General features: G+C 72.5%; 27 protein-coding genes. 18 read left to right on the forward strand and 9 right to left on the reverse strand.

Annotated elements, in window-relative coordinates; genetic code table 11:
• Positions 1 to 46: 46 nt before the first annotated feature.
• The gene (locus tag ABZ842_RS13695) at positions 47 to 1,285 is read right to left on the reverse strand and encodes a serine hydrolase domain-containing protein (protein ID WP_361536488.1); all 1,239 of its coding nucleotides are present in this window, start codon (positions 1,283 to 1,285) and stop codon (positions 47 to 49) included.
• Positions 1,286 to 1,472: 187 nt separating this feature from the next.
• Between ABZ842_RS13695 and ABZ842_RS13700 the strand changes: the two genes are divergently transcribed.
• Positions 1,473 to 3,362 carry a bifunctional metallophosphatase/5'-nucleotidase gene (locus ABZ842_RS13700; protein WP_361536490.1) on the forward strand — a complete coding sequence of 630 codons (1,890 nt, stop codon included), beginning with the start codon at positions 1,473 to 1,475 and terminating at the stop codon, positions 3,360 to 3,362.
• A 141-nt stretch (positions 3,363 to 3,503) separates the two neighbouring features.
• Here ABZ842_RS13700 and ABZ842_RS13705 read toward each other — a convergent pair whose 3' ends face one another.
• The 5 genes from ABZ842_RS13705 to ABZ842_RS13725 form a co-directional block, all read right to left on the reverse strand.
• Complete coding sequence (locus ABZ842_RS13705; protein ID WP_361536894.1) at positions 3,504 to 4,913, reverse strand: HAMP domain-containing sensor histidine kinase; 1,410 nt, start codon at positions 4,911 to 4,913, stop codon at positions 3,504 to 3,506.
• Positions 4,914 to 5,068: 155 nt separating this feature from the next.
• The gene (locus ABZ842_RS13710) at positions 5,069 to 5,800 is read right to left on the reverse strand and encodes a response regulator transcription factor (RefSeq protein ID WP_361536492.1); all 732 of its coding nucleotides are present in this window, start codon (positions 5,798 to 5,800) and stop codon (positions 5,069 to 5,071) included.
• A gap of 88 nt (positions 5,801 to 5,888) precedes the next feature.
• The gene (locus ABZ842_RS13715) at positions 5,889 to 7,019 is read right to left on the reverse strand and encodes a trypsin-like peptidase domain-containing protein (RefSeq protein ID WP_361536494.1); all 1,131 of its coding nucleotides are present in this window, start codon (positions 7,017 to 7,019) and stop codon (positions 5,889 to 5,891) included.
• A gap of 144 nt (positions 7,020 to 7,163) precedes the next feature.
• The gene (locus ABZ842_RS13720; protein WP_361536496.1) at positions 7,164 to 8,186 is read right to left on the reverse strand and encodes a LacI family DNA-binding transcriptional regulator; all 1,023 of its coding nucleotides are present in this window, start codon (positions 8,184 to 8,186) and stop codon (positions 7,164 to 7,166) included.
• A 194-nt stretch (positions 8,187 to 8,380) separates the two neighbouring features.
• Positions 8,381 to 9,211: a response regulator transcription factor gene (locus tag ABZ842_RS13725; protein WP_361536498.1), complete on the reverse strand. Its 831-nt coding sequence runs from the start codon at positions 9,209 to 9,211 to the stop codon at positions 8,381 to 8,383.
• Positions 9,212 to 9,486: 275 nt separating this feature from the next.
• Between ABZ842_RS13725 and ABZ842_RS13730 the strand changes: the two genes are divergently transcribed.
• From ABZ842_RS13730 to ABZ842_RS13745, 4 genes are all read left to right on the forward strand, one after another.
• On the forward strand, positions 9,487 to 10,341 hold the full coding sequence (locus ABZ842_RS13730; protein WP_361536500.1) for an alpha/beta fold hydrolase: 855 nt from the start codon (positions 9,487 to 9,489) through the stop codon (positions 10,339 to 10,341).
• 41 nt (positions 10,342 to 10,382) lie between these two features.
• Complete coding sequence (locus ABZ842_RS13735) at positions 10,383 to 10,637, forward strand: MoaD/ThiS family protein (protein ID WP_361536502.1); 255 nt, start codon at positions 10,383 to 10,385, stop codon at positions 10,635 to 10,637.
• Positions 10,638 to 10,647: 10 nt separating this feature from the next.
• Complete coding sequence (locus ABZ842_RS13740; protein ID WP_361536504.1) at positions 10,648 to 12,318, forward strand: hypothetical protein; 1,671 nt, start codon at positions 10,648 to 10,650, stop codon at positions 12,316 to 12,318.
• Between the two features lie 426 nt (positions 12,319 to 12,744).
• The gene (locus ABZ842_RS13745) at positions 12,745 to 13,494 is read left to right on the forward strand and encodes a DUF2993 domain-containing protein (RefSeq protein ID WP_361536506.1); all 750 of its coding nucleotides are present in this window, start codon (positions 12,745 to 12,747) and stop codon (positions 13,492 to 13,494) included.
• A gap of 99 nt (positions 13,495 to 13,593) precedes the next feature.
• On the opposite strand, the gene ABZ842_RS13750 is transcribed toward ABZ842_RS13745, so the two are convergent.
• Positions 13,594 to 14,298, reverse strand: a complete 705-nt coding sequence (locus ABZ842_RS13750) for a TetR/AcrR family transcriptional regulator (RefSeq protein ID WP_361536508.1) — start codon at positions 14,296 to 14,298, stop codon at positions 13,594 to 13,596.
• Positions 14,299 to 14,605: 307 nt separating this feature from the next.
• Between ABZ842_RS13750 and ABZ842_RS13755 the strand changes: the two genes are divergently transcribed.
• From ABZ842_RS13755 to ABZ842_RS13770, 4 genes are all read left to right on the forward strand, one after another.
• Positions 14,606 to 14,689, forward strand: a complete 84-nt coding sequence (locus ABZ842_RS13755; RefSeq protein WP_350807544.1) for a putative leader peptide — start codon at positions 14,606 to 14,608, stop codon at positions 14,687 to 14,689.
• Positions 14,690 to 14,963: 274 nt separating this feature from the next.
• Positions 14,964 to 15,809, forward strand: a complete 846-nt coding sequence (locus tag ABZ842_RS13760; RefSeq protein WP_361536510.1) for a sulfurtransferase — start codon at positions 14,964 to 14,966, stop codon at positions 15,807 to 15,809.
• A 30-nt stretch (positions 15,810 to 15,839) separates the two neighbouring features.
• A complete protein-coding gene (locus ABZ842_RS13765; protein ID WP_003953525.1) occupies positions 15,840 to 16,127 on the forward strand; it encodes a DUF1416 domain-containing protein in 288 nt (95 codons plus the stop codon).
• A gap of 238 nt (positions 16,128 to 16,365) precedes the next feature.
• Positions 16,366 to 16,623 (forward strand): DUF3099 domain-containing protein, encoded by a 258-nt coding sequence (locus ABZ842_RS13770; RefSeq protein ID WP_361536512.1) that lies wholly within the window; start codon positions 16,366 to 16,368, stop codon positions 16,621 to 16,623.
• Between the two features lie 20 nt (positions 16,624 to 16,643).
• Here the strand turns inward: ABZ842_RS13770 and ABZ842_RS13775 are convergent, their stop codons facing one another.
• Positions 16,644 to 17,006, reverse strand: a complete 363-nt coding sequence (locus ABZ842_RS13775) for a DsrE family protein (RefSeq protein WP_361536514.1) — start codon at positions 17,004 to 17,006, stop codon at positions 16,644 to 16,646.
• A gap of 163 nt (positions 17,007 to 17,169) precedes the next feature.
• Between ABZ842_RS13775 and ABZ842_RS13780 the strand changes: the two genes are divergently transcribed.
• The 6 genes from ABZ842_RS13780 (at position 17,170) to ABZ842_RS13805 (ending at position 22,017) form a co-directional block, all read left to right on the forward strand.
• Entirely contained in the window at positions 17,170 to 17,991 is an 822-nt protein-coding gene (locus ABZ842_RS13780; protein WP_361536516.1) for a hypothetical protein, read from the forward strand.
• 8 nt (positions 17,992 to 17,999) lie between these two features.
• Positions 18,000 to 18,728, forward strand: a complete 729-nt coding sequence (locus tag ABZ842_RS13785; RefSeq protein WP_361536518.1) for a hypothetical protein — start codon at positions 18,000 to 18,002, stop codon at positions 18,726 to 18,728.
• On the forward strand, positions 18,725 to 19,579 hold the full coding sequence (locus ABZ842_RS13790; protein WP_361536520.1) for a hypothetical protein: 855 nt from the start codon (positions 18,725 to 18,727) through the stop codon (positions 19,577 to 19,579). The genes ABZ842_RS13785 and ABZ842_RS13790 overlap by 4 nt, the downstream gene beginning before the upstream one ends.
• A gap of 315 nt (positions 19,580 to 19,894) precedes the next feature.
• On the forward strand, positions 19,895 to 20,467 hold the full coding sequence (locus ABZ842_RS13795; RefSeq protein ID WP_361536522.1) for an FABP family protein: 573 nt from the start codon (positions 19,895 to 19,897) through the stop codon (positions 20,465 to 20,467).
• 47 nt (positions 20,468 to 20,514) lie between these two features.
• Positions 20,515 to 20,997, forward strand: a complete 483-nt coding sequence (locus ABZ842_RS13800) for a Fur family transcriptional regulator (RefSeq protein WP_361536524.1) — start codon at positions 20,515 to 20,517, stop codon at positions 20,995 to 20,997.
• Positions 20,998 to 21,024: 27 nt separating this feature from the next.
• Positions 21,025 to 22,017: a folate-binding protein gene (locus tag ABZ842_RS13805; RefSeq protein WP_361536526.1), complete on the forward strand. Its 993-nt coding sequence runs from the start codon at positions 21,025 to 21,027 to the stop codon at positions 22,015 to 22,017.
• 177 nt (positions 22,018 to 22,194) lie between these two features.
• Here the strand turns inward: ABZ842_RS13805 and dtd are convergent, their stop codons facing one another.
• The gene (dtd, locus tag ABZ842_RS13810; protein ID WP_361536528.1) at positions 22,195 to 22,632 is read right to left on the reverse strand and encodes a D-aminoacyl-tRNA deacylase; all 438 of its coding nucleotides are present in this window, start codon (positions 22,630 to 22,632) and stop codon (positions 22,195 to 22,197) included.
• Positions 22,633 to 22,791: 159 nt separating this feature from the next.
• On the opposite strand from dtd, the gene ABZ842_RS13815 reads away from it, so the two are divergent.
• From ABZ842_RS13815 to ABZ842_RS13825, 3 genes are all read left to right on the forward strand, one after another.
• Positions 22,792 to 23,466, forward strand: a complete 675-nt coding sequence (locus ABZ842_RS13815; protein WP_361536530.1) for a hypothetical protein — start codon at positions 22,792 to 22,794, stop codon at positions 23,464 to 23,466.
• Positions 23,467 to 23,595: 129 nt separating this feature from the next.
• On the forward strand, positions 23,596 to 24,549 hold the full coding sequence (locus tag ABZ842_RS13820) for an asparaginase (RefSeq protein WP_361536896.1): 954 nt from the start codon (positions 23,596 to 23,598) through the stop codon (positions 24,547 to 24,549).
• 25 nt (positions 24,550 to 24,574) lie between these two features.
• Positions 24,575 to 25,855: a GNAT family N-acetyltransferase gene (locus tag ABZ842_RS13825; RefSeq protein WP_361536532.1), complete on the forward strand. Its 1,281-nt coding sequence runs from the start codon at positions 24,575 to 24,577 to the stop codon at positions 25,853 to 25,855.
• Positions 25,856 to 25,865: the final 10 nt, after the last annotated feature.

The following is a 25,865-nucleotide window of genomic DNA, read 5'->3' on the forward strand; positions in this document are numbered from 1 at the left end:
CGCCGGGCCGGGGCCCCGCTTCCCCGTGGTCGGGCCGGCGGCTCGGTCAGGAGGTGCGCTCGGCCGCGCTGCAGTACTCCGCTTCGACGACGGGAACCAGGCCCTCTTCCCACCAGTCGCCGTTGGTGTTGAATGCGAGCGAGTGGCTGCCGTTCTCGGTGGTCACCGCGACGGAGAGCGAGCCGATCCAGCCGCCGGTGTGACCCCACAGCGTGGTGCCGCACCGGGTGGTGAAGCGCCCGATGCCGAGGCCGTAGCCCTCGGGGGTGGTGGTCTTCATCGCCTTGAGCTGTTGGGGTGGCAGGAGCTGGCCGCGCAGCAGGGCGCTGAAGAAGCGGTTCAGATCGGCGGCGCTGGAGATGATGTCGCCCTCCGCCCAGGTCTGGGAGGCGTTCTGGAGGGTGACGTCGTAGGTCTTGGTGGCGGCCGGGTCCGTCGAGAGCCGCGAGTAGGCACGGCTGCTGGGGCGGGGCATGTGGCTGCTGTTGCCGGGCATCGTGGTCGCGCGCAGGCCGAGCGGTTTGATGATGCGCTTGCGCACCTCGTGCTCGTAGGTGTTCCCACTGACCTTCTCGATGATCAGGCCGGCCAGGACGTAGTTGGTGTTCGAGTAGGAGTGCTGGGTGCCGGGCGGGGAGAAGACGGGCGCGTGCTGCATCGCGACGCGTACGGCGGCCTGCGGTGTGCGGTCGTCGAAGCGGTGGATCAGGAAGCCCGGGGCGAGGACGTAGGTGTTCCGGTACGCGGTGTCGTCGAGGAAGTCGTAGACGCCGCTGGTGTGGTTGAGGAGTTGGCGGACGGTGATCGTGCGGCCGTCGTGACCGTTGCCGCGGACCAGGCCCGGGAGCCACTTGTCCACGGTGTCGTCGAGGTCGAGTGCGCCTTCGGCCTCCAGTTGGAGGAGGACGGTGGCAACGAAGGTCTTGGTGATGCTGGCGATGCGGAACTGGTCGTCGGCGCCGCGGGGGGCGCCCGTCTTGAGGTTGCCGACGCCCGCGGTGCCCTTCCAGTCGCCGTGCCCGTCCGTGGCGGTCGCCGTCACTCCGGGAAGGCCGCCGGCGACGATGCCGTCCAGGGCCCGCTGGGTGGCCTGGTGATGCCCGCTGGAGGCAGAGGCGGTGGCCCCAGGAGCGGTGGCCCCAGCAATGCTGGAGCCGGTGGTCGTGGTGTGGATGGTGGGGGCCGTGGGATCGGCCTGGGCGGTGGGGGCGACGAGGGCGGTGAGGGCCACCGCGCCCGCGATCAGACCCACCGCGCCCGTACGTCTCAGTCGTCGTGCCGTCATGCCTGCGCTCCTCGCTGCCGACTGGCCATCGGTGGGATGGACCCAGAAGGGGCGGAGACGGTTGAGCGCAGACGGTGGAGGGAGGGCGATGGCTGAGTTGTGACCCGTGACCCCCTGTCGTGCTACGCGCGTTGACCCTAGGCTGCCGGGGCAGCCTCCGTCGTTCGTTGAAAGATCAAGGGGAGAGATGTCAGCCAGCTCGCACGCGACGAGTTCGCCGGGGCCCGAGGGCCCGAGCGTCCACAGAGCGACGCGCCCCCGCAAGGACCGCAAGTACCGTCGGGTCCTCGGTGCCGTCGCCGGCCTCACCACCGTCGGCGCGCTGTTCGCCGCGCTGCCCGCAGGGACCGCCGGCGCCCATGAGCGCGACCAGGCGGAGAAGGGGAGCAAGGGCGACCGGGGCCACGGTCACGGGCGCACCGTCGACGTCCAGTTGCTCTCGTTCAACGACTTCCACGGCAATCTCCAGCCCCCGTCCGGCTCCGGCGGTCGGGTCACCCACACCAACCCCGACGGCAGCACCAAGACCATCGACGCGGGCGGCGCCGAGTACCTGGCGACCCATCTGCGCGAGGCCCGCAAGGGCAAGCGCTACTCCGTGACCGCCGCGGCCGGCGACCTCATCGGCGCCACGCCCATGCTCTCCGGCCTCTTCCACGACGAGCCGTCCATCGAGGCGCTGAACAAGCTGGAGCTCGACGTCTCCTCCGTCGGCAACCACGAGTTCGACGAGGGCGCCCGCGAGCTGGCCCGGATCCAGAACGGCGGGTGCCACCCCACCGAGGGCTGCTACGAGCAGGGCAAGAAGTTCAAGGGCGCGGACTTCCCCTATCTCACCGCCAACGTGACCCACGAGAAGTCCGGCAAGCCGCTGCTCGACCCGTACTTCATCTGGGAGCGCGGCGGGGTGCGCATCGGCTTCATCGGGGTGACCCTGGAGGGCACGCCCGACATCGTCAACGCGGAGGGCATCAAGGGCCTGAAGTTCGGCGATGAGATCGAGGCGATCAACAAGTACGCCAAGGTCCTGGAGCGCAAGGGCGTCAATTCCATCGTGGCGCTGCTGCACGAGGGCGGGTCCCCGGCCTCCTCCTCGTACAACTACAACTGCGACAGCCCCGGTCCCGGTGACGGGATCTCCGGGCCGATCGTGGACATCGCCAAGAAGGTCAGCCCGCAGGTCGACGCGCTGGTCACGGGCCACACCCACCAGGCGTACGCGTGCACGATCCCCGACCCCGCGGGCAATCCGCGCACGGTGACGTCCGCGGCTTCGGCCGGCCGGCTCTACACGGACACGACGCTGACGTACGACCGGCGCACGAAGGACATCGTCCGCACCTCGGTGGCCGCCGCCAACCACGTCGTCACGCGTGACGTGCCGAAGGCGCCGGACATGACCCGGCTGATCGACCGTTGGAACGCGCTCGCCGCGCCGATCGCCAACCGGCCCGTCGGGTACGTCTCTGCGGACATCGACAATCCGCTGGCGGAAGAGCGTCCGTTGGGGAACCTGATCGCGGACGCGCAGCTGGCGGCGCTCGCGCCGGCCGACAAGGGCGGTGCGCAGCTCGCGCTGATGAACCCGGGCGGCATCCGGGCGCCCCTGGTGCACGCGCCGTCCGGGAGCGAGGCGCCGGGGCTGGTGACGTACGGCGAGGCGTTCACGGTCCAGCCGTTCACCAACATGATGAACGTGGTCGACCTCACCGGAGCGCAGCTGGTCACCGCGCTCCAGCAGCAGGTCAGCGGGTCCAACCAGGCGTCCCCGAAGATCCTCCAGGTCTCGAAGGGCTTCACCTACACCCTGGACATGACCAAGACGGGCGCGGACCGCGTGGTGGTGGACTCGATCCGGCTCAACGGAGAGCCCATCGACCCGGCGAAGACCTACCGGGTGGCGATGAACGAGTTCCTGACGGGCGGCGGTGACGGCTTCGCCGTGTTCAAGGAGCACAAGAACAAGCTCGTGGGCGCGTCCGACCTGGACGTGCTGATCGCGTACCTCGGTGCGCACTCCAGCCCGACGGCCCCCCTGGCTCCGCCGGCGCTGGGCCGGATCACCGTGGTGAAGTGACGCCGACGGCAGTGACGCCGACGGCAGTGACGCCGAAGGCAGTTGTGCCGTCGGCAGCAACACCACCCGCCCGGGCCTGGTCACGCCCCTGACCAGGCCCGGGCGGGCCCGCCCGTACCCGGCGGGCCGGGTCCGGGCGGGTTACGACAGGCTCGTCGGCGGGGGCGTCACCGCGCCCGGGAGCTTGATGACCACCGCGGTGCCGCCGCCCACCGCGGGCTCCAACCGCACCTGACCGCCCGCCTGCTGGACCGTGCGCGCCACGATCGACAGCCCGAGGCCGGAGCCGGGCAGGGCCCGGGCCGAGGGGGAGCGCCAGAACCGTTCGAAGACGTGCGGCAGTTCCTCGGCGGGGATGCCGGGCCCGTGGTCGCGCACCGTCAATTCGCCGTTCCGTAGCCGGACCTCGACGGTGGCGCCCGGCGGCGAGAACTTCACCGCGTTGTCCATGACGTTCACCAGGGCCCGCTCCAGGGCCGCCGGTTCGGCCCGTACGTACCAGGGGGCCAAGTCCTCGACGAAGGTCAGTTCCGGCCCCCGCAGTCGGGCGCGTCCCAGCGCCGTCGCCGTGACCTCGTGCAATCCGACGATCGACAGTTGCTGGCCGCCGTGCGCCGCGTCGGGCCGGGACAGCTCCTGGAGGTCGCCGATGAGCGACGCCAACTCCGCCATCTGCGCCCGTACGCTCTCCAGCAGCGCGCGTCGGTCGGCGGGCGGGATGGCCCGACCCGTGCGCTCGCTGCGGACGAGCAGGTCGATGTTGGTGCGCAGCGAGGTCAGCGGGGTGCGCAGCTCGTGGCCGGCGTCCGCGATCAGCCGGGCCTGTCGGTCGCGGGAGGAGGCGAGCGCCGCGGTCATCGCGTTGAACGAACGCGAGAGGCGGGCGATCTCGTCGTCCCCGTCTGACGGGATCCGTACGGTCAGGTCCTCCGTGCGGGCCACGTGCTCCACCGCCTCCGTCAACCGGTCCACGGGCTGCAGGCCCGCCCGGGCGACCCACAGTCCGGCCGCGCCGGCGCCGAGCACGCCGAGCCCGGCGAGGGCGGTGAGCAGCAGTGCGAGCCGGTTGAGGGAGGTGTCGATCTCGTCGAGGGGCCGGGACACCGACACCGCGACCGAGGGGCCGTCCGGGGTGACCTTCTGGGTGGTGGTGTGCACCCGTACGGGCTGGCCGTTGTCCGTCACGCTGTCGTGGAGCGCGCTCTCGCGCTGGCCGTTGGCGACGGCCACGTCCAGTGACGTGACCTTCACCGGGACGTTGAACCGGGCCACGCAGCGCGAGCCGTCCGGCCCGACGATCTGGGTGTACGCGAACGACTGCTTCTCGGTGACGTGGATCTGGGGGCCGGACTCGCACTGCCTCAGGGCGTCGGAGATGGCCTGCGCCGGTGCGCTGACGTTCTTCAGGGAGGTGTTCAGCTCGTCGTTGAGCTGGGCCCGCACCAGCACCCAGGCGACGACGGCGACGGCGGCGACGGCGACGGCCACGGCGGTCGCCACCAGCAGCGCGAGGCGCGAGCGCAACGGCAGCCGGCGGAACCGGCGCACCAGACGCCGGCCCAGGCCCAGGCCCGTATCCGGGCTCGTGCCCGGTCCGGCTGCCGGCCCGGCCGGCTGCCGGGGCGCCCAGCCCGTACCGTCAGGACCAGGACCAGGACTACCAGGGCCGGTACCACCAGGGCCGGTACCGTCAGGCCCGGTGGGCGTCACGTCTCACCGCCGCCCGTACGCAGCACGTATCCGACGCCCCGCACCGTGTGGACGAGGCGCGGCTCGCCGCCCGCCTCCGTCTTGCGGCGCAGGTACATCACGTACACGTCCAGGGAGTTCGAACTGGGCTCGAAGTCGAAGCCCCAGACCGACTTGAGGATCTGTTCGCGGGTGAGCACCTGGCGCGGATGCGCCAGCAACAGTTCCAGCAGGGTGAACTCGGTGCGCGTCAGCTCGACGGGGCGGCTGCCGCGGTGCACCTCGCGGGTGCCCAGGTTCATCGTCAGATCGCCGAAGGACAGGACGTCGCCGGCGCCCTCGGCGTCCCCGACGGCCTCCGCGAGCTGCGCCGCGGCGTAGGAACTGCGGCGCAGCAGCGCACGGATCCGGGCGAACAGCTCGTCCAGCTCGAACGGCTTGACCAGGTAGTCGTCCGCGCCCGCGTCCAGGCCGGTGACCCGGTCGCCGACGGTGTCGCGGGCGGTCAGCATCAGGATCGGCACGGTCGAGCCGCCGGCGCGGATGCGGCGGGCCGCGGTGAGGCCGTCCATCCTCGGCATCTGGATGTCGAGCACCACCAGTTCCGGACGGTACGACTCCATCTTGTCGAGCGCGTCGAGACCGTCGACGGCGACCTCCGTCGCGTACCCCTCGAAGGCGAGGCTGCGCTGGAGTGCCTCCCGGACTGCCGGTTCGTCGTCGACGATGAGGATGCGCTCGTCAGTCATGGGCACAGCCTCGCACGTCCCGTCCGGGGCCGGCCGACGATCCGGGGCCGGACGACCGTCCGCGGTCGGCCGACCCGCGGACGGCGCGTCAGCCGCCGGCACGGAGGTCATCGAGGCTGGCCTTCAGGGTGTCGACGGGGATGGCGAAGCCGAGGCCGACGCTGCCCGCCGTCGATCCGCTCGCCGCGCTGGGGGAGTACATGGCGGAGTTGATCCCGACGATCTCCCCGTTCATGTTGATCAGGGCGCCGCCGGAGTTGCCCGGGTTCAGCGAGGCGTCCGTCTGGATGGCCTTGTACGTGGTCGTGGACTCGCCCGTGTCGCCGTTGAACTGCCGGCCGCCGTACTCGAAGGGCCAGCCCGTGTCCGGCCGCCGCTGGCCCGGGTCCTTCGCGACGGTCACGTCCCGGTCGAGCGCGGAGACGATGCCGCTGGTCACCGTGCCGGTCAGCCCCTCGGGCGAGCCGATGGCCACGACCTCCTCGCCGACCTTCAGCGCGCCGGAGTCGCCGAGGGGGGCGGCCTTGAGGCCGCTCGCGCCCCGCACCTTCACCAGGGCGAGGTCCTTGTCGGGCGCGGTGCCGACGACGTCCGCGGTGTACGTCTTGCCGTTGTCGAGGCGCACCTGCACGGTGTCCGCGCCCGACACGACGTGGTTGTTGGTGACGATCTCGCCGTTCGACGTGATGATCACGCCGGAACCGGTGCTGTTGGCGCCGTTGATGCCGGCCGCCTTGATCTCCACGATGCTCGGGGACACGGCCTCCGCGACGCCCGCCACGGTGCCCTTGCTGCTGGTGGAGACGTTCGTACCGCTGATGCCCGAGCCGCTGCTGGCGCCGGTGCTGCCGCCGTCGCCGGTGAACCGGTCCACCAGGGCGGACGCACCGCCGCCGACGGCCGCGGCGGCGATCGCCACGGCCACGAGCAGCGCGATGGGCCGCTTGGCGCGGGCCGCCCGCGGCGCGGCACCGACCGGGCCGGTGGCGGCGGCCTCCGGGGGCCAGGCGGGCGGGGACGGTGGGGGCGGCGGCGCCTGGTACGCGTACGGCTCGGTCGCGTCGTGGCCGGCGTCGTACCCCGTTGCGTACGTCGGCGTCGACGGCGACGCCGATGGCTGCGGCTGTGCATCCGACTGAGGCTGTGCATACGGCTGCGGCTGCGGTTGCGGCTCGGGCTGCGGCTGGGCGTCGTTGCGGTGGCGCGAGAAGTCCGTCATGGGAATGACTGTCGCCGCGCGAGATGAGAAGAGTCTGAGGCGGCACTGAGAAGCCGCGCAGAGTTTCGTACGCGCCGCATAAAGCCGGGCTGCGGCGCCCGGCTCGGGAATGCGGCGCGTAGGACAGCCCTTAGCGGAAGCGCGTCAGCCGCAGCCGCACGAGCGTCGGATCACCAGCCCCGAGGGGAACTGCCGCACCCGCTCCCGGCGCGACCCGGCGACCCGCAGGCTGTCGTCGAGGACCAGGTCCACCGCCGCCCGCGCCATCGCCGGCCGGTCGGACGCGACCGTGGTCAGCGGCGGATCGGTCAGGTGCGCTTCCTTGACGTCGTCGAAGCCGGCGACCGCCAGCTCCCCGGGTACGTCGATCCGCAGCTCCCGCGCCGCCCGCAGCACCCCGATGGCCTGGTCGTCCGTGGCGCAGAAGATCGCCGGCGGGCGGTCCGGCCCCGACAGCAGCTTCAGCGCGACCTGGTACGCGTCGTAGCGGTTGAACGGTGCCTGGAAGAGCCGGCCCTCGACGGACCTGCCGGACTCCAGCATGGCCCGCCGCCACCCCTCGACGTGGTCGGTGACCGGGTCGCCGACGGGCGGGGTGTCGTCCGGCCCGCCGAGGCAGGCGACGTACTCGTGTCCGTGCTCCAGCAGGTGGCGGGTGGCGAGCTGGGCGCCGCCGATGTCGTCGGTGACCACGGCCACGTCGTCGATCGCCTCGGGCCGCTCGTGCAGCAGCACGACCCGCGCCTCCCACGCCTCGATCTCCGCCGCCGCGCTCTCGGTCAGCCCCTGGCTGACGAGGATCAGCCCGGAGACCCGCATGCCGAGGAAGGCGCGCAGATAGTGGACCTCGCGCTCGCGCCGGTAGTCGGAGTTCCCGACGAGGACCATCTTTCCGCGCTCGGCAGCGGCCTGTTCCACGGCGTGCGCCATCTCCGCGAAGAAGGGCTGCCGGGCGTCGGGCACGACCATCCCTATGAGGTCGGTGCGCCGGGAGGCCATCGCCTGGGCGACCCGGTCGGGCCGGTAGCCCAACTCCTTGATCGCGGCGAGCACGCGCTCCCGCGTCGCCGGGGCGACCGGCCGGGGTCCGTTGTTGATGACATAGCTCACGACGGCGGTGGAAGTCCCCGCCAGTCGCGCAACGTCGTCCCGCGTCACCTTGGCCACGGGCGGCAGTCTACGCGTGGTGACCTCGCTCTGGGCAGGTCGTACGAGGGATCCCAACAGGTGGACAGGGCGGGCCCGTCACCGTCCCCGGCGGGGCGCTCACAACCGTCTCTGACGGCTGGCTCGCACCCGTGTCCGGCGGCGGGCCCGCGCCCGCCTTCGGGCGCTGTCCCGTACCGCCTCGTGGCCCGTTCCTAAGCGCGGGCGCCCGCGCCCGGAAGCGCCGTCTCGGGCTTCCCGGAGGCGCTCGTCCCTGCCGCCCTCGCCGCGGACTCGTTCCGTCCGGGCTTTTCGAGTTTCTCCGGCTTCTCCAGCTTCTCGGGCAGCTTCTCGGACCTCTCCGGCCTCTCCGGCTTCTCGGGCGAGACGAAGCGGTATCCCACGTTCCGTACGGTCCCGATCAGCGACTCGTGCTCCGGGCCGAGCTTGGCGCGCAGCCGCCGCACGTGGACGTCGACCGTCCGCGTGCCACCGAAGTAGTCGTACCCCCAGACCTCTTGGAGGAGCTGGGCGCGGGTGAAGACCCGGCCGGGGTGCTGCGCCAGGTACTTCAGCAGCTCGAACTCCTTGAAGGTCAGGTCGAGTACCCGGCCCTTCAGTTTCGCGCTGTACGTGGCCTCGTCGACGGACAGGTCGCCGTTGCGGATCTCCATGGGGGAGTCGTCCGTGCCGAGCTGCTGCCGGCCGGTGGCCAGCCGCAGCCGCGCCTCGACCTCGGCCGGCCCCGCGGTGTCCAGCAGGACGTCGTCGACGCCCCAGTCCGCGGTGACGGCCGCGAGGCCGCCCTCGGTGACCACCAGGATCAGCGGACAGCCGGGGCCGGTGGAGCGCAGCAGCTGGCACAGCGACCGCACCTGCGGCAGGTCGCGGCGCCCGTCGACGAGGATCACGTCGGCGCCGGGGGTGTCCACCAGCGCCGGGCCCTCGGCGGGGGCCACGCGCACGTTGTGCAGCAGCAGCCCGAGGGCGGGTAGCACCTCCGTCGACGGCTGGAGGGCGTTGGTGAGCAGGAGCAGTGAGCTCATCGGGGGTCACCTGCCCCCGCTGCTCCCGCCCTGGCTGTTCGCCGGTGGTGCACGGTTCGCTCACCCATGACGTCGGTTCCTCCTCGGTCCCTGCGAGGACGTGGTGGTGCTGCGGCCCTGCGGTCGGCCGCATTCCCGGGGTTCCGTTCCCGGAATGCGGAAATGCATCCTGCTCGCGCGTCCGTCCCGTTCACGTGCCTGTAACAACGGGCCGGAAACGCAAAAGGACCCGGGGGCTGCATCGCCCGGATCCTCTTCCCAGCACAATAGCCCACATGCGTTCTGAGCCAGAGGGCGAATTTCACACTGTGGACGTATCCAGGATCACGTTCCCAGCCCGGCGCACATGGCTCCGGACTTCCGATGGTGTCCGTATTGAGGCGAATTATCAACCGTGTACGGCCGTACCGGGGACGGCTGCCCCGGGCGGCGGAGCCGTGGTCGTCGCGCACGGTTTCACCGGCTCCGTCGACCGGCCCGCGGTGCGCCGCGCAGCCGCGGTCCTGGCCCGTCGCGCGGCCGTGATCAGCTTCTCCTTCCGAGGTCACGGCAGGTCCGGCGGGCGCTCGACGGTCGGCGACCGGGAGGTGCTGGACCTGGCCGCTGCGGTCGAGTGGGCCCGGGCGCTGGGGCACGAGCGGGTGGCCACGGTGGGGTTCTCGATGGGGGGCTCGGTCGCGCTCCGGCACGCCGCCCTGTACGCCTCAGGGCGCGGGGGGCGCACGGAGGCACGATCGGACGCGGTGGCCGCCGTGAGCGCTCCCGCGCGCTGGTACTACCGGGGTACGCCGTCCATGCGCCGGGTGCACTGGGTGGTGACGCGCCCCCTCGGGCGGGCCGTCGGTCGTTACGGACTGGGGACCCGGATCCACGACCGGAGCTGGGACCCCGTCCCGCTCTCCCCGGTCGAGGCGGTGCCGCTGATCGCTCCCACGCCGCTGCTGATCGTGCATGGCGACCGCGACCCGTACTTCCCGCTCGACCATCCGCGGATGCTGGCCGCGGCCGGACCTGCGCAGCTGTGGTTGGAGCGGGGGATGGGGCACGCGGAGAACGCGGCCGACGAGCCGCTCCTCGCACGCCTGGCGGACTGGCTCACGGACCCGCGGGCCGCCGCCGATGGCTCATGATGGTCCCCGACGGAACCACGGAAGGACGAGGGGAGCGGCGCATGCCGGCGGGGACGATCCGCTACTGGGCGGCGGCGAAGGCGGCGGCCGGGGTCGCGGAGGAGCGGTACGCGGCGGGCACGCTCGCCGAGGCGCTCGCCGCCGTGCGCCGGAGCCACCCCGGTGAGCTGACGCGCGTGCTGGAGCGGTGCTCCTTCCTCGTCGACGGCGCTCCCGTCGGGACCCGTGACCATGAGACCGTACGGCTTGCGGAGGGCGGCACGGTCGAGGTGCTGCCGCCGTTCGCAGGAGGGTGATCCGGACAGCATGAGCAGCGACCAGCAGTATCCGTACGACCCGTACGCGTCGCAGTCCCCGTCGCCGTACGGGCGGGACCAGGAGCAGGAGCAGGAGCGGGGGCGGGGACCGGCGCAGCCGCAGCCCCAGCCGTACGCCCAGCCCCAGCCGTACGCCCAGCAGCCGCCGCAGCCCTACGCGCAGCAGCAGCCGTACGCCCAGCAGCCGCCGCAGCCGGGTGCGTACAACCCGTACGCCGGCGCGGGGTACGGGCAGCAGGGCCACCACCCCGGACACCCCCAGGCGTACCCGCCGCAGCAGCCACAACCACAGCCGCCGCAGCAGCAGCAGTCGTACCAGCAGCCCCAGGGGTACGGGTACCCGCAGCAGGCCGGGTACCAGGACGCCGGGCGGTCGGGGCAGGCCGCGCAGACCTGGCAGGGCGAGACGTGGGACACCCAGTACCAGCCGGGCCTCACCCCGCTCGGGGACACCCGGCAGCCCGCGGGGCCGCCCGCTGAGCAGACGGCGTACCTGCCTCCGGTGCCGCCCGCGCCGGCGGGTGCTGCGGAGCAGACGGCGTATCTGCCGCCCGTACCGTCTGCGCCGGCCGCGCCCGCGAGTGCTGCGGAGCAGACCGCGTACCTGCCGCCCGTACCGTCCGCCTCTGCCGCCCCGGCCGGTGCGGCTGAGGAGACGGCGTACCTGCCTCCGGTCCCGCCCGGGCCCGTTGCGCCAGCTGGTGCGGCTGAGGAGACGGCGTACCTGCCTCCGGTGCCGGCCGGGCCGCAGGGTTCGTACCCGCTGCCGCCCGAGGCGCCGAGCGCCGCGGCGATGCCGCCGGCCGTCCGGCCCGGCGCTCCGTCCGCCGCACCGCCCGCCGCTGCGGCGCCCGCGGGCCCCGACACCGGCTACAGCTCCCCCACGACCAGCGGCAACATGCGCATCACCGACGCCCAGCGCGCCCGCGCCGAGGGCCGGTCGCCGATCATCGCCCCCGGCATCCAGCCGGCCGGGCTCACCGCAGCGCTCGGCCTGCTGATCGCGGCGGGTGCGGCGATCGGGTCGTACGCGCTGGTCGTGCCGCTCGTACTGCTCCAGGCGGTGACCGCCGCCGGCTGGTTCCGGCTGAACGGCATGTGGCCCGCCCGCCAGGGCATCGCCCTCGCCTTCGCCGGCGGGCTCGTGGCCGACGTGGTGCTGCTCGGCGTCGGCCGGGAGCACGGGCCGGCCGCGATCATCGGCACGCTGGGCGTGTGGGTGCTGCTCACCGTGGTGCTCCAACTGCGCAGCCACGCGGGTTCCGACGAGCGGATGTACGGCCTGACGGCGACGGTCGCGTCCGCCGCGCTGGCCATCGTCGCGGCCGGGTACCTGGCGGCGTCGGCGGACGCGGCCGTCGTCGGCGGGGTCGCGGTCGCGGTGGCCGTCGTCGCCCGGGCGCTGCCCGTGCCGGGCCCCGCGTCCGTGGTGCTCAGCCTGTTGGGCGCGGCCGGCGCCGGCGCGCTCGCGGGCGGACTGACGGACCTGGGCGCCGGGGGCGCGCTGCTGGGGCTCGCGGCGGGGGCGCTCGCGCTGGTGGGCCTGCGCACCGCGAGCTACGACTATCCGTCGCGGTTCGTGCACTTCACGGCGGGGGTGGCACTGCCGTTGGCGGTGGCGGCGCCTGCGGTGTATTTGGTGGGCCGCGTCTTGGCGTAGGGCGCGCCCTGGTAGCGCGGGTGGCCCCGCAGGCCTCTTGACGTAGCCGCCGTAGCCCTGCGGGCGAGTTCGTTCTCCGCGGCCCGGTGGGTGGCTTGTCGCGCAGTTCCGCCCCCTACGCCCAGAGGGCGTGGGGGACCCCAGCGCCCCTGTTTCGCTTGCCCCGTCACTTGTCTGCGGGTGAAGCCGATCATTTAGGGGCGCGGAGAACCGCGCGAACGCCCCCCGCCGGGCCGCGGGTGCCGTCACCGCGTGCCCACTCGCGGCGTCGCGGCGTCACCGCGGGGATCACGCAATGGCGGGGGGTGAGGCTTGCCACCCGGGGGTTCGGAACCATCGTCATCAGCCGTACGTCAGCTCTATTCGATGGGTCTCGACGGGATGTCGTCGACGACTTCCGGCCGGACGACTTGGGGGCCCTGGGCCATGCGCGCGTTGCGAATACTTCTGATCACCGCGGTCATACTCGGCGGCCTGTTCATCGCCGCCGACCGCATCGCGGTGAACATGGCCGAGTCGGAGACGGCGGACAAGATCCGGACCAGCCAGGGCCTGTCCCAGACGCCGGACGTCTCCATCAAGGGGTTCCCCTTCCTCACCCAGGTCCTGGGCAAGCAGCTCGACGAGGTCGACGTCAGCGTCGAGGGCGTCACCGCGGCGGCCGACGGCCGTACGGTGAACGTCACCGAGGTGAAGGCCGACCTGCGGGACGTAAAGATCGGCAGCGACTTCTCGTCCGCGGTCGCGGGCCGCGCCGACGGCTCCGCCCGCATCTCGTACGAGGACCTCGCGAAGGCGGCGCCCGAGGGCGCGACCGTGGGCTACGCCGGCCCGGAGCGCGCGGCGAAGGGGCAGGTGAAGGTGACCGGGACCCCGAAGGACCTGCTGAAGAGCGCCGGCAGGAGCATGGGCGACAGCCGTTTCGCGTCCCTGCTGGAGCGCGAGGTCACCGTCTTCAGCTCGGTCGAGCTGATCGACGGCAAGACGGTCCGCTTCAAGGCGGAGTCCCTGCCCGGGGGCATTCCGCTGCCGGGCTTCGACCGGTTGATGCGCGATGCCATCGACTACGACCTGACGATCGAGGGCGTTCCGTCCCGCATCACGCTGGACCGCGTGGAGGCGACGGAGGGCGGACTGCGCTTCTCCGGCCGGGCGCAGGACGTCGCCGTCGGCTGACGACGGATCCGTCCCACGCCCGTCCCGCACCTGTCCGCTGACGACGGGTCGGGCGCGTCAACTGACGCCGGGCCCGGCGCGCGTCGGACGGTCGCGGAGTCAGCCGACGTAGGAGGCGATGAGCCGCGCCAGGTGCGTGCCCGCCAGCCGCAGCGGCTTGTCGTCCCGGGCGACCTGGGCCGCGAGTTCGGCGCCCTCCAGGGTGCTGATCACCGTGCAGGCGAGGTCGGCCGCGTCCTGCTCCGGGACGCCCGCCGACCGGAGCTTGTCGAAGACCACCGCCTGCCAGCGCTCGAACGCGACGGCCGCCGCCTGCTGGATGTCGGGGAGCCGGCCGGCCGTCCCCAGCGCGGTGGCGGTGACGGGGCAGCCGTCGATCCAGTCGGACTCCCGCAGGCCGTCCGCGAGGGAGCGGGTGAGGGCGAGGACCGCCTCGGCCGGGTCGGGTTCGCCGTCGAGGATCTCGCGCAGGATGTCGACGAACTCCTCGTCGCCCCGCTGGACGGCGGCGACGGCCAGCTCCTGCTTGCCGCCGGGGAAGAAGTGGTACACCGAGCCCAAGGTGGCGTCGGCCTCCTGGGAGATCTGCTTGATGGGGGTGGCGTCGTAGCCCTGGCGCTGCATCAGCAGGGAAGCGGCGCGGACGATCCGTTCGCGGGTGCCGGGGGCGTCGGCGGCCTTCTCGGCCTTGCCGCCCTTCCCGGCCGCCCCAGCTTTCCCAACCATCTCTGCCGTCCCAACCACCCCCGCCGTCCCGGCCTTCGTCGTGGCGCTCGTCGCGTGGTGCAGTGCCCTGGTCTTCATCCGACCCAATGTACCGCCACTGGATAGAACGTCCACTACAGAGATGGCTGCCATGGGCACTCGATCGCGGTCACGGCCGCGATCGCGGCCTCCGCCCCCCGATTCCCCCTGGTTACGGGCCTCCGGCGGCATCCGGCCGCATGGTGAGACGGACCTGTCCGGTGGGTAGAAAGCGGGCCCGGGCGGGGCGTCGCGAGGCCGGGCGAGGCGCCCCGGGGCCGGTGAACGTATCGCATGCCGGTCGATCTCGTCTCAATATCCGACACACCGGTGACATCCCGCCCGCCGCGTCCCTACGATCGGACGCATGAAGCAGCGACAGGCGGATCTCACGAAGCGGCGGGCAGTCGACCTGTGCCGCGTGGCCGCCATGCTCTGTCGCGCCGTCTGAGCGGGAGCACCGCTCCCGTCCTCGCCCCGGCCCCGGCAGGAGATCGGGGCCCGTGCCGCTGTGCGGTACCGCGCGCCTCCCGTCCGCCGCCCGTCGTCGTCCGTGACCGTCAGTAACAGACCGGGTACGTACGCACAACGCCCGCGAACCGAACGCACCGCATCGCACCACGCACCACCGCACCAGCACAGCAGGCACCCTTCCGCAGCACCGCTTCCACCGCGCACAGCGCTCTGGCGTCAAACCGCCGCAACTGCCCCGGAGGAGAAACAACATGAGCCGCAGCGACGTCCTGGTAGACGCCGACTGGGTCGAGGCCCGCATCGACGACCCCAAGGTCGCGATCGTCGAGGTCGACGAGGACACGTCCGCCTACGACAAGAACCACATCAAGAACGCGATCCGGATCGACTGGACGAAGGACCTCCAGGACCCGGTCCGCCGCGACTTCATCGACCAGGAGGGCTTCGAGAAGCTCCTGTCGGCCAAGGGCATCGCGAACGACACCACCGTGGTCCTCTACGGCGGCAACAACAACTGGTTCGCGTCCTACGCCTACTGGTACTTCAAGCTCTACGGCCACGGCGACGTCAAGCTCCTCGACGGCGGTCGCAAGAAGTGGGAGCTGGACTCCCGCGACCTGGTCGACGGCGCCCAGGTGCCCGAGCGCCCCGCCACCGAGTACAAGGCCAAGGCGCAGGACGCCGCCATCCGCGCCTTCCGCGACGACGTCGTCGCCGCGATCGGCACGCAGAACCTGGTCGACGTGCGTTCGCCCGACGAGTTCAGCGGCAAGCTCCTCGCGCCGGCGCACCTCCCGCAGGAGCAGTCACAGCGCCCCGGCCACGTGCCGAGCGCCCGCAACATCCCGTGGTCCAAGAACGCCAACGACGACGGCACGTTCAAGTCGGACGACGAGCTCAAGGCGCTGTACGAGGCCGAGCAGGTGGACCTGGCGAAGGACACCATTGCCTACTGCCGCATCGGCGAGCGCTCCGCGCTGACGTGGTTCGTCCTGCACGAGCTGCTGGGCGTGGAGAACGTCAAGAACTACGACGGCTCCTGGACCGAGTACGGCTCCCTCGTGGGCGTGCCGATCGAGCTCGGCGCCGCGAAGTAACCCCCGACCCGGAAGCAGTAGGAGAGCTGTATGTGTGGAGCGAAGGCCGGTGGCCCCGACGCCTCGACGATCAAGCCCGGTGAGACGACCATCCAGGGGCAGGTGACCCGCGACGGCGAGCCCGTGACGGGCTACGTCCGCCTGCTGGACTCGACCGGAGAGTTCACCGCCGAGGTGCCGACCTCGGCGACGGGACAGTTCCGCTTCTACGCGGCCGAGGGCACGTGGACCGTGCGCGCCCTGGTGCCGGGGGGCACCGCGGACCGCACCGTCGTCGCGCAGACCGGTGGTCTGTCGGAGGTCGCGATCGCGGTCTGACCGCGGAGCCCGTCAGTCCTCTGACGGCAGGCGTGCGCCCCGGGCGCACGCGAACGAACGGGCCGGAGGGCCGCACCCCAGGGGTTGGACGCCACTGGCCTGGGTGCGGCCCTCCGGTCGTCGTTCTCGCGCCGTCCGCGCCGTCCGCGCCGTCCGCGCCGTCCGCGCCGTCCGCACGGACGCGCGCGGCCGGCGCGGGGCGGTGTCGGCGCGGGCCCGACCGCCGTACGCTGGAGTCATGTACGCACGGCGGCGTCGTGCCTATTTCCTGCTCATGGGCGGGTGCATCTTCCTCTTCGTCTCCGCCTGGGCGTTCGTGCGCCTGTGGTCCGTGCCGGCCGCGATCGCCATGTGCGTGGTCGCCATGGTCATCCCGCCGATCGCCGCGATCGTGGCGAACCGACGGGGACCGGACGACCGCTGGTGGGACGACCCCTCCGGCGATCCCGAGTCCGACGAGTGGTGGGACGAACTCGACGGCAAGCGCCGCCATTGAGCCGGCGGTAACGGTACGGGTCAGTACACGAGCGCCTTCGCGCCGTCGGCCATGACCTCGCTGACGAAGACCTGCGCCCCCGCGATCCGTACGCCCGCGAGCACGTCCCGCTCCGTGATGTCGCGGCGTGCCGCGCACTGGGTGCACAAGGTGATCTGTCCCGCCGCCTGGATCGACGCGATGAGGTCGGGCAGCGGTGCGGCGTGCGGCAGGTCGAACTCGGCGGCCCGCCCCGGCAGCGCGAACCACGCGGATTCGCCGGTCAGCCACAGGGACACCTCGACGCCGCTGGCGGCGGCGACGGCGGCCACCGTGAACGCCTGCGAGCAGCGCTCCGGCGCATCGGCTCCGGCAGTTACCTTGATCACGAGCTTTTCGGCCATTCCCGAACTGTAATCCCCGTGCGCACAACCCCCGCCCTCCGGTAGAAGTCTGCTCGGAGCAGGCGTCCACGGCCACGGCCACACGGCCGCGACCGTGTTGAACCGCCGCCGCATTCCTTTTCGTATTCCGTACGTACCGGTCTCATTGGGGGGACTTCGGGCATTGGAGCACCAGAACAAATCTGAACTTGAACCACCGGCAGCACCTGAGCCACCAGAGGCGGAGGCGGAGGCAGACGCGGGGGAGTCGGCCGGGCGTCCGGCCGTACGACGTCGGCCGCGCGGCGCCACCGCCGTCCTGCTCGCGGTCGCGTCCGTCGTCGGCGTGGTCGGCGGCACGGCCGTCGGCTACGGCGTCCAGGCCGAGCGCGAACCGACGCCGCTGCCCGCCCTGAGCCAGCCCGGCCTGGCGTACCCGGCGAAGCCGCTGCCCGCGAACCAGCGTCCGAAGCCCCTCACCGCCGCCGAGGACAACCGGGTCAAGACGGAGGGCGACCTGCGCAAGCTTCTGCTGCCGAAGCCTGCGGGGGCGCGGAGCATCGACGCCGAGTGGCTCGACGACGGCGAGATGGACCTCCGGCTGTACACCCGCTGGTTCGAGGACCCGCAGAACATCCTCCAGTCGCTGACGGCGCAGGACATGCGGCGCGGCGCCGGCGCCCGCTGGACCAAGGGCGACCGTACGTGGGCGGTCAACCTCGTCCAGTTCCCGGACTACGAGCGCGGGGCGGCGTTCGTCAGCGACCACGTCTACTACATGCCCGAATACACCGGGGGCGACAAGGGCGAGCCGCTGCCGAACACCGAGCGGGGCCTGACGTTCGTCTACAAGGTCCAGAAGAAGGCCGGCTACAAGCCGCTGTACGAAACCCGGGCGCTCTTCCAGCGCGGCACGATCATGGCCGACATCCAGTTGTACGACTCCAAGCCGATCAGCCGGCAAGAGATCCGCACCCTGGCCCAGCAGCAGTGGGAGCGCCTGTGAAGCCCCTGATGAGCCGGGTCGTCCTGCCGGCGGCGCTGGCGCTCGCGGTCACGGCCGCCGGCGCGACGTACGTCAAGAACGCGGCGTCCGGTGCCGACCGGTCCCCGGCGACGAAGACCTGGGCGCAGGGCCCGGTGGACCCCGTCGACGACCCGGCCGGCGACCCCGCCCGGGGGCGCGCCGCCACGCCCCTCAGCAAGCAGCTCCTGCCGGTGCCCAACCTCTACAAGCTCGGCCCGGACCAACGGAATCACGGCAGCAACGACGGCGAACTCAGCGGTGCGCGCGCCACCGAACGGTTGAAGAGGGCGGGCGCCGAGGGCATGACCCGAAGCGAACGCCGGAAATCCGACAGGGCCGTGGACGGGCTGGAGGTGGAGGGCATCGCCTGGCGCACGTACGCCAGCTCGCAGTTCACCCACGTCGTCGAGGTCGACCTGCTGCGGCTGAAGGACCCGGAGAAGGCCCGGCTCATGTTCCTCATCCAGGCCGGGGTCTTCGCGAAGCTGAAGAACCCGGAGGGGCCGAAGGTCGAGGGCCACGAGCGCAGCTCGATCTGCTTCGCCGACAAGCCCGAGAAGAAGAACGACCTGCGGGAGTACTTCTGCACGGGGTACGCGGCCGGGACCAACATGACCGTGCGGGTGTACGGGAGCGCGAAGCTGTCCGCGTCCGACGTCGGCGACTTCGTCAAGCAGCAGATGGACCGCATCACGTCGCCGGAGGAGGCCGTATGACCGGGCCCCAGCCCGCACCGGGGGCTCCGCATCCGATTCCCCCGCAGCCGACCGAACCTCCTGCCGCCCCGGCGCCGCCCGCCGCCCCGCGGGACCGTGCGGCGCTGCGGGCCGCCGGCCGCTGGAGCGCCGCCGTGCTGCTCTGCCTGGGCCTCGGCGCCGGCACGGCGTACGGCATCGGCTCGATGGAGCGCGAGGACGTCCCCGGGCTCGCCACCGAGGACGACGGCCGCTGGACGTATCCGAAGCTGTCGCTGCCCGCGCTCCCCGAGGGCAGCCCGCGCCCCTTCAGCCAGCAGAGCGAGGCCGGCATCCACCACGCCGACCTGCGCCGACTGCTGCTGCCGGCGCCCGAGGGCGCACGCCAGGACCCGAAGCTGAACGGCGGCTGGACGACCCAGGACCGGTACGTCTCCGAGTACGCCGAGGAGGCCCACCCCAAGATCAGGCTCACGCTCGGCGAGTACGCCGTACGGCACGTGGCGGCCCGCGGCTGGACCATGCCGGACGGCACGTCCACACGGATCTACCTGCTCCGGTTCGGCAGCGCGGACGAGGCGGGCCGGTTCGCCTCCACCGGGCTGAACGCCCTGGAGAACTCGATCCCCGGCCAGCCCCTGAAGAGCGCGCCGACCGTCGAGGAGGACACGGCGTGGGACACCAGGGGCGGCATGCCCGGGGTCTCCGCGTACCCCTTCCTGGAGCCCGGGGACGGCGGCGCCACGCACACCCGGCAGGCGTACGTCCACGCGGGCGACACGCTCGCGCTGGTCGTGCAGGAGAAGAAGGGCGGGGCCGCGGCCGTGCCCTTCCACCAGACGCTCGCGCTCCAGAGCCAGCTCCTGAGCTGATGCGCGTACGCCCCGCGCCACCCCCTGCGCACCGCTGACGCGCCCCCGCAGGGGCGACCGGGCCCCAACCCATTAGGCTGGGGCCCGGTCCGCATTCCGTCCGGACGTTGTTCCGTCCGAACCCGTACGAGGAGCACTCCGTGCTTATTGCCTTCTTCGAGGCCCTGCTGGTGCTGGTCTGCATCGGTGTCGTCGCGTTCTCCGTGCTGGCCGTGAAGAAGCTGTACCAGGGTCAGCGCTGACCCTCCGGACCGCACCCGCAAGCCCGTCCGTCGCGCCGGCACCACGACCGGCACCCACTGACAGAAGCTGCTCATGATCGAGATCCCGTCCGACCTGAACCCGGACCTCGTCCCCCTCGCCTTCCTCCTCGGCACTTGGGAGGGCGCCGGCGTCTCCGACTTCCCCGGCGCCGAGAAGTGCAACTTCGGTCAGTCGGTCACCTTCAGCCACGACGGCCGGGACTTCATCGAGTACTCCTCCCACTCCTGGGTCCTGGACGCCGAAGGCAAGCAGGTCAAGCCGCTGGAGAGCGAGCACGGCTACTGGCGCATCGACAAGGACCGCCAGATCGAGGTCGTGATGGTGCGCGACCAGGGCATCGTCGAGGTCTGGTACGGCCAGCTCGCGGACCAGAAGCCGCAGATCGACCTGGCGACGGACGCCGTCGCGCGCACCGCCGCTTCCGGGCCGTACAGCGGCGGCAAGCGGCTGTACGGATACGTGAAGGGCGACCTGATGTGGGTGGGCGAGAAGGCCACCCCGGAGGTGCCCCTGCGGCCGTACATGTCGGCGCAGCTCAGAAAGACCGTCACGCCCGAGCAGGTCGCGGACTGGGCGAAGAACCTCGGCGACCTCCCGGACGACGGCATCGCCTTCTTCAAGTAGGCGCTCGTCCGGTGGGCAGCCGGCCGCGCCTCCCTACACTGGGAGGCGTGGTGACCACCGACTGGCAGAGCGACCTGCGCAAGCGCGGCTACCGACTGACCCCGCAGCGTCAGCTGGTGCTGGAGGCCGTCGACGCCCTGGAGCACGCGACGCCCGACGACATCCTCTGCGAGGTCCGCAAGACGGCGTCGGGCGTGAACATCTCCACCGTGTACCGCACGCTGGAGCTGTTGGAGGAGCTGGGACTGGTCTCCCACGCCCACCTCGGGCACGGCGCGCCCACCTACCACCTGGCCGACCGGCACCACCACATCCACCTGGTGTGCCGGGACTGCACGGCCGTCATCGAGGCGGACGTCGAGATCGCCGCGCCTTTCATCGAGACGCTGCGGCAGACGTTCGGCTTCGACACCGACATGAAGCACTTCGCCATCTTCGGGCGCTGCGAGCGGTGCGCGGCGCAGCAGGACTCCGCGCAGCGGGATTCTGCCCAGCGGGATTCCTCGCAGCAGGAGTCCGCCCAGCAGTAGTCCGTGCGGCAGCCGTAGGCTTTCTCCATGGCCACTGTGAAGAGCCCGAAGCGTCCGCTGAGCCCGCTGCTGTCCCGTCCCGGTGCCGTCCCGGCCGAAGGCGTCGACGAAGGCGTGGCCGCGCACTACGGCGACATCTTCCGGGAACAGAGCGCGCTGGCCGACGGCTCCGGCCTCGTCGACCTCTCGCACCGCGGCGTCGTCGCCGTCACCGGATCCGACCGGCTGAGCTGGCTGCACCTGCTGGTCACCCAGCACGTCAGCGACCTGCCCGTCGGGCAGGCGACGGAGGCGCTGATCCTCACCGCGAACGGGCACATCGAGCACGCGCTCTCGCTCGTCGACGACGGCGAGACGGTCTGGGCGCACGTCGAGCCCGGCACCCAGGACGAACTCGTCGCCTATCTGGAGTCGATGAAGTTCTTCTACCGGGTGGAGGTCGCGGACCGCACCGACGACTTCGCCGTGGTGCACCTGCCGGCCGGGTCGATCGCGCCCGTGCCCGAGGGCGTGGCGGTGCGCGAGGTGCCGTACGGCCGGGACCTCTTCCTGCCGCGCGCCGAACTGGAGCCGTACGCGGAGCAGCACGGGCCGCTCGCCGGGATCCTGGCGTACGAGGCGCTGCGCGTCGAGGCGCACCGGCCCCGGCTGGGCTTCGAGACCGACCACCGGACGATCCCGCACGAGCTGGGCCTCATCGGCTCCGCGGTCCACCTCCAGAAGGGCTGCTACCGGGGTCAGGAGACGGTGGCCCGGGTGCAGAACCTGGGCAAGCCGCCGCGTCGGCTGGTCTTCCTGCACCTCGACGGCAGTGAGGTGCACCTGCCGGGTCCCGGCACGCCGATCCGACTCGCGGCGGACGGCGAGGAGGGGCGGCAGCTGGGCTTCGTGACGAGTTCGGCGCGCCACTACGAGCTGGGGCCGATCGCGCTGGCGCTGGTGAAGCGGAACGTTCCGCTGGACGCGGAGCTGTTGGCCGGCACGACGGCGGCGGCGCAGGAGCCGGTGGTCGAGCCGTAGCCCGCGAGCCGCGCTCCGCGCGCCGGCACCTGACGTACCCGCCGTGTCCCTGCGGGCGCGCGGTGGTTGTTCGCGCAGTTCCTCCCCCAGCGCCCCTGTCATCCCGCCGTGTCCCTGCGGGAGCCTTTGTCCCGAGCAACCCGCCACGGGCCGCACGTGGCGACGGGCTCGGGGGGCTCACACCTCCAGCAGCACCGTGAACGGGCCCTGGTTCGTGAGGGAGACGCGCATGGTCGCGCCGAAGCGGCCCGTTTCCACCCGTGCGCCCAGCGCCCGCAGGCGGGTCACCACCTCGTCGACCAACGGCTCCGCCACCTCGCCCGGCGCCGCCGCGTTCCACGTGGGGCGCCGGCCCTTGCGGGCGTCTCCGTACAGGGTGAACTGGGAGATCACCAGCAGCGGCGCACCCACGTCCGAGCAGGACTTCTCGCCCTCAAGGACCCGCAGTGACCACAGCTTGCGGGCGAGCCGCTCCGCCTGCTCCGCGGTGTCCTCGTGGGTCACCCCGACCAGGACGCACAGCCCCTCGCCGACGATCTCCCCGACCGTGTGCGCCCCGGACTCGTCCGTCACGGTGACGCTCGCACCGTCCACCCTCTGCACCACTGCACGCATACCGCCCAACCTATCGAGGCTGAACGGGTGCAGAGCGCCTGCGTCGAATGGTTCCGGAATGGCACCATTCACCAAGGCGGTGCGGCCCCCGGCCCAGCCCCCCGGTTTCCGGGGGCCCGGGGAGTCCCCCGCGCCGGTCGAGGGGACGGACACACGGACATGAGCACTTCGGGCACCAGGCAGACGACGGTCAACCCCGCCCGTCCGCCGCACCAGCGCACGGGGCAGGCGCCGTCCCGGGCCGTCGACCACCTCGCCGACCACTTCGCCGACCTCCCGCAGTACGAGCTGCCCGCCCTGCGCCTGCCCGAGCTGCGGGCCCTGCGCCGCCAGTCGCAGCAGGACGAGGCCGACCTCAGCTACGTGCGCCGGCTGCTCCAGGGCCGCATCGACATCCTCCGGGCCGACCTGGCCCGGCGCACGGACCCCGACCCCGACCCCGGCCCCGAAGCGGACGCGGCGTCCGCAGCGCCCGGCGGGCCGGAGGCCGCGCCCGGGGAGCGGGAGGCGGCGGCCTTCGTCGAACGGCTGTCGGGGATCCTGGCCGACACGCCCTCCAGCCACCGGACGTCCGCCCGGCACGTGACGGTGTCCACGCCGCACAGCGAGGAGTACCGACTGCTGGCCGCGAAGATGCTCGCCGACGTGGAGCTGTCGGACCCGGCCGCCCGTACGGACGACGAGCTGCACGCGGCGATGGGCCGGCTGGTCCGCTACGAGCAGCAGGTCTCCCGCCGCCGGCACGTGTTGCAGCGCACGGCCGACGATTGCAGCGCGGAGATCGCCCGCAGGTACCGTGAAGGAGAAGCACAAGTAGACGACCTGCTGACCTGAAGATCCTTCCGGAGGCGGGTTCCCGCGCTGGAGGGCCTCCCCCACATGACCGCCGCCGAGTCGAGCAGCAGCACCACCAACCCCGCGATATCCCCCCGCCCCCCGAGGCCGGTGGCGCCGATCGCCTCGATGGAGGCCGGGGCCGTGTCCCCGGTGCTCGCCGAAGTCGTACGGTCCGGTTTCGTCGAGGGCCGGCACCGCGGGTCCCTGGTCCTGCTGGCCGCCGACGGCGGGGTGGAGCTGGCCCTCGGCGACGTGACCGCCCCCGTCTTCCCGCGCTCCAGCAACAAGCCGATGCAGGCCGTGGCGGTGCTGCGGGCCGGGCTCGACCTGGCGGGGGAGCGGCTGGCCCTGACCGCAGCCAGCCACTCCGGCGAGGACTTCCACCTGGAGCTGGTGCGCACCCTGCTCGCCGAGCACGGCATCCGGCCCGACGAGCTCCAGACCCCGCCCGACCTGCCGCTGGACCCGACGGAGGCGGAGGCGTACCTGGCCGCCGGCCGCACCCGCGATCCGATCACCATGAACTGCTCCGGCAAGCACGCGGCGATGCTCGCGGCCTGTGCGCTCAACGGCTGGGACCGTACGACGTACCTCGCCCCGGACCACCCCCTCCAGCAGCTCGTCCACGAGGCCGTCGAAGAGGCGTCGGGCGAGCGGGTCGCGGCCGTCGGCACCGACGGCTGCGGCGCCCCGCTGATGGCGATCGGCCTCACCGGTCTGGCGCGCGCCTTCCGCTCTCTCGTCCTCGCCGACGCCGGCACGCCCGGGCGGCGGGTCGCGGACGCGATGCGCGCCCACCCCGAGTACGTGGCCGGCACCCGCCGCCCCGACACCTGGCTGATGCGCGAGGTGCCCGGCGCTCTCTCCAAGATGGGCGCCGAAGCGGTGCAGGCGGTGGCGCTGCCCGACGGCCGCGCCCTCGCCTTCAAGATCGACGACGGCGCGGGCCGGGCGCTCGGCCCGGTGCTCGGCCGGGCGCTTGAGCTGCTGGGAGTGCACGGGCCCGTCGTGGACCGCATCCGCCGGGCGCCGCTGCTGGGCGGCGGCGTCGAGGTCGGCGAAATTGGTGCGACTTTCTGACCGACAACTGCCTAGCGTGGGTGGTATGACCTCCTCCACCCTCCCCTCCCCCCGCCCCGGTGACCTCGACGTCCGCAAGATCGACCCCGCCTCCGAGTACCCCGACTGGCTGCGCGCCGTCGGCGTCGGCTTCCAGCACTCCCCTTCGCTGGCGGACGGGGAGGTGGAGGGGCGCACCGAGGGGGTGGACCTGTCGCGCGCGGTGGGCGCCTTCGACCGCGGCCGGATCGTGGCCACGTACCGCACCTTCGAGCAGTACCTGACGGTCGTCGGCGGCGCCGCGGTGCGGTCGAACGCGGTCACCAACGTCACCGTCACATCCACCCACCGCCGCCGCGGCCTCCTCAGCCGGATGATGGGCGAGGACCTGGCGGCGGCGAAGGAGCGCGGCGACGCCCTGTCGACGCTGATCTCCGCCGAGTACCCGATCTACGGCCGGTTCGGGTACGGGCCCGCCACCTGGGTCACCGAGTGGGCCGTGAACGTGGCGCGCGCCGGTGTCGACCGCCGCTGGTCGGGCCCGACCGACGGCGGCCGGATCGACCTGGTGCCCGTGGAGGAGGTCCGCAAGATCGGCCCCGAGCTGCACGCCCGGTTCGCCGCCGGCCAGCCGGGCGCGGTCAGCCGCAACGAGCGCTGGTGGCGGATGAACACCGGCGAGATCCGGGTCCCGAGCCAGCCGTGGACCGAGCCCTACTACGTCGTGTACCGGTCGGCGTCCGGCGAGGTCGAGGGGCTGGCTTCGTACGCCAACGACCGCAAGTGGGACGAGGGCAAGCAGCCCGACAACACGGTGACGGTGGAGGACCTGATCGCGGTCACCCCGGCGGCGGAGCGCGCCCTGTGGCAGTACCTCTGCTCGTTGGACTGGGTCACCACGCTGCGCACCGGCCGGCGCGCCCCCGACGACCTGCTGCCGCTGCTGCTGGCGGACCCGCGCGCGGCCCGGACGGTGGCGCACGCGGACTTCCTGTGGGTGCGGCTGCTGGACGTCGCGCGGGCGCTTGAGGCCCGGACGTACGACACCTCCGCGACCCTGGTCCTGGACGTGCGGGACGCCGCGGGCCTGGCGAACGGCCGCTTCCGGCTGGAGGTCGCCCCGGACGGGGCGAGCTGCGTCCCGAGCACCGGCTCGCCGGACCTCACCTTGGACGTACGGGAGCTGGGCGCGTGCTACCTCGGTGACGCCTCCGTGGTGCAGCGGGCCGCGCTCGGCACGGTCCAGGAGGAGCGCGCGGGGGCGGCGGCCCTGGCGGACCGGGTGTTCCGCACGGCCCGGCGCCCGTGGTGCCCGGACGTGTTCTGACGCCTGGCGG

The sequence above is a fragment of the Streptomyces sp. NPDC047315 genome (assembly GCF_040643215.1).
In the GTDB taxonomy this organism is placed as follows: Bacteria; Actinomycetota; Actinomycetes; order Streptomycetales; family Streptomycetaceae; genus Streptomyces.

What these genes read in the sequence shown, in the direction of transcription:
- ABZ842_RS13715 (WP_361536494.1), bottom strand. Translation starts at nt 7,019, where the DNA reads ATGACGGACTTCTCGCGCCACCGCAACGACGCCCAGCCGCAGCCCGAG.
- ABZ842_RS13815 (WP_361536530.1), top strand. Translation starts at nt 22,792, where the DNA reads ATGAGCACTTCGGGCACCAGGCAGACGACGGTCAACCCCGCCCGTCCG.
- ABZ842_RS13795 (WP_361536522.1), top strand. Translation starts at nt 19,895, where the DNA reads ATGATCGAGATCCCGTCCGACCTGAACCCGGACCTCGTCCCCCTCGCC.
- ABZ842_RS13825 (WP_361536532.1), top strand. Translation starts at nt 24,575, where the DNA reads ATGACCTCCTCCACCCTCCCCTCCCCCCGCCCCGGTGACCTCGACGTC.
- ABZ842_RS13735 (WP_361536502.1), top strand. Translation starts at nt 10,383, where the DNA reads ATGCCGGCGGGGACGATCCGCTACTGGGCGGCGGCGAAGGCGGCGGCC.
- ABZ842_RS13755 (WP_350807544.1), top strand. Translation starts at nt 14,606, where the DNA reads ATGAAGCAGCGACAGGCGGATCTCACGAAGCGGCGGGCAGTCGACCTG.
- ABZ842_RS13765 (WP_003953525.1), top strand. Translation starts at nt 15,840, where the DNA reads ATGTGTGGAGCGAAGGCCGGTGGCCCCGACGCCTCGACGATCAAGCCC.
- ABZ842_RS13790 (WP_361536520.1), top strand. Translation starts at nt 18,725, where the DNA reads ATGACCGGGCCCCAGCCCGCACCGGGGGCTCCGCATCCGATTCCCCCG.
- ABZ842_RS13740 (WP_361536504.1), top strand. Translation starts at nt 10,648, where the DNA reads ATGAGCAGCGACCAGCAGTATCCGTACGACCCGTACGCGTCGCAGTCC.
- ABZ842_RS13760 (WP_361536510.1), top strand. Translation starts at nt 14,964, where the DNA reads ATGAGCCGCAGCGACGTCCTGGTAGACGCCGACTGGGTCGAGGCCCGC.
- ABZ842_RS13730 (WP_361536500.1), top strand. Translation starts at nt 9,487, where the DNA reads ATGCGTTCTGAGCCAGAGGGCGAATTTCACACTGTGGACGTATCCAGG.
- ABZ842_RS13770 (WP_361536512.1), top strand. Translation starts at nt 16,366, where the DNA reads ATGTACGCACGGCGGCGTCGTGCCTATTTCCTGCTCATGGGCGGGTGC.
- ABZ842_RS13700 (WP_361536490.1), top strand. Translation starts at nt 1,473, where the DNA reads ATGTCAGCCAGCTCGCACGCGACGAGTTCGCCGGGGCCCGAGGGCCCG.
- dtd (WP_361536528.1), bottom strand. Translation starts at nt 22,632, where the DNA reads ATGCGTGCAGTGGTGCAGAGGGTGGACGGTGCGAGCGTCACCGTGACG.
- ABZ842_RS13695 (WP_361536488.1), bottom strand. Translation starts at nt 1,285, where the DNA reads ATGACGGCACGACGACTGAGACGTACGGGCGCGGTGGGTCTGATCGCG.
- ABZ842_RS13775 (WP_361536514.1), bottom strand. Translation starts at nt 17,006, where the DNA reads ATGGCCGAAAAGCTCGTGATCAAGGTAACTGCCGGAGCCGATGCGCCG.
- ABZ842_RS13710 (WP_361536492.1), bottom strand. Translation starts at nt 5,800, where the DNA reads ATGACTGACGAGCGCATCCTCATCGTCGACGACGAACCGGCAGTCCGG.
- ABZ842_RS13820 (WP_361536896.1), top strand. Translation starts at nt 23,596, where the DNA reads ATGGAGGCCGGGGCCGTGTCCCCGGTGCTCGCCGAAGTCGTACGGTCC.
- ABZ842_RS13750 (WP_361536508.1), bottom strand. Translation starts at nt 14,298, where the DNA reads ATGAAGACCAGGGCACTGCACCACGCGACGAGCGCCACGACGAAGGCC.
- ABZ842_RS13725 (WP_361536498.1), bottom strand. Translation starts at nt 9,211, where the DNA reads ATGAGCTCACTGCTCCTGCTCACCAACGCCCTCCAGCCGTCGACGGAG.
- ABZ842_RS13785 (WP_361536518.1), top strand. Translation starts at nt 18,000, where the DNA reads ATGAGCCGGGTCGTCCTGCCGGCGGCGCTGGCGCTCGCGGTCACGGCC.
- ABZ842_RS13805 (WP_361536526.1), top strand. Translation starts at nt 21,025, where the DNA reads ATGGCCACTGTGAAGAGCCCGAAGCGTCCGCTGAGCCCGCTGCTGTCC.
- ABZ842_RS13745 (WP_361536506.1), top strand. Translation starts at nt 12,745, where the DNA reads ATGCGCGCGTTGCGAATACTTCTGATCACCGCGGTCATACTCGGCGGC.